The 1,078-nt window shown below is 35.0% G+C and carries 2 protein-coding genes and 1 pseudogene; 1 reads left to right on the top strand and 2 read right to left on the bottom strand.

The window, feature by feature from the left end; translation table 11 throughout:
• Both LLA01S_RS10645 and LLA01S_RS10650 read right to left on the bottom strand, forming a co-directional pair.
• On the bottom strand, positions 1-171 hold a 171-nt coding region (locus LLA01S_RS10645; RefSeq protein WP_061778293.1), incomplete at its 3' end, for an IS3 family transposase.
• Between the two features lie 36 nt (positions 172-207).
• Positions 208-594 carry a hypothetical protein gene (locus LLA01S_RS10650; protein WP_021165252.1) on the bottom strand — a complete coding sequence of 129 codons (387 nt, stop codon included), beginning with the start codon at positions 592-594 and terminating at the stop codon, positions 208-210.
• A gap of 148 nt (positions 595-742) precedes the next feature.
• On the opposite strand from LLA01S_RS10650, the pseudogene LLA01S_RS10655 reads away from it, so the two are divergent.
• Positions 743-1,078, top strand: a pseudogene (locus LLA01S_RS10655) (IS982 family transposase); the annotation flags it as partial.

Here is a 1,078-nt window from a genome sequence, read left to right on the forward strand (position 1 = left end):
ACAATCAGCTTTAGAGACGGAGCTTTCATTAGATTTAGAGTAGAGGTCTATCCATTTATAAATTGTTGCAGGGGCCACGTCGTATTCTTTAGACAGCTGGGTGACGGATTGACCAGAATGATAGAAGGCGATAAGGGTTTCTTTAAATTCTTTTGAGTAGCGTTTTTTCATGTTTTTGTCCTTTGTCTAAATTATACAATAGTGACTCTAAGATTTAAGGATAACATCATATTTCCAAAAAAATAAGTCATAAGAAGTAATTGGTCTAAAAACATCAAATACATGAGAGACAATTCCATCACCAATAATATTTTCAACAAATCTACCGTAGGAATAACTTTTACTCTTATTACTTTCGAAAGCTATATCACCAACACGCATAAGATTATATGTTTTCATATAATCTATTTTAGACTTGGTGGAGTCTCTCATTGGTTTATAATACATATTCGCAACAGAAATTATTTTATCTGGCCCAAAAGACAGATCGTTCTTTTCATTAATTTTTTTATAAATCTCGTTGAATCTACATTCTTCCCATTTACCTGTAAACTCTCCAAAGCGAACTTTAGGTTCCTTTGCTTTTACTTCCATTGTTGCCCCTTATTCTCTTTGATCGGACTCTTGCCTAATCTTTCTTTTTTATTATAATACCCGAATTGCTAGTTAATTTCATTGGAAAATAAATAAGTCGTGCTATCCTAATCTTAAACCACTAAGCATTAGAAAGCGCACGACTTATATGACTTATAATAGCACACTTCCAAAAGTTTTTGTTTATTTACTGACAACCATTGAGACGCTTTATCAAACGAGTGTTTCCCTTGAGGTTCAAAACCGAAAGAACGTCCATCTCGCAACATCAGATTGCTTAGTTATCGCTTGTTACCTCTGGGGCGTACTGCATTTTAGTGAAACGCTTAAAGCTAAGCACCAACTTGCTCAAAGTTTATTTCCTAATTTCCTAGAATATTCTCGCTTTGTCCGCCGTTGTAATGCCCTCTTACCGAGTATCCAAGTCATTCGCCAAGCACTCGTCTTTAAAGAGGTTGAAGGAATGAGTGTATCCATTATTGAC

The sequence above is a fragment of the Lactococcus cremoris subsp. cremoris NBRC 100676 genome (assembly GCF_001591705.1).
Lineage (GTDB): Bacteria > Bacillota > Bacilli > Lactobacillales > Streptococcaceae > Lactococcus > Lactococcus cremoris.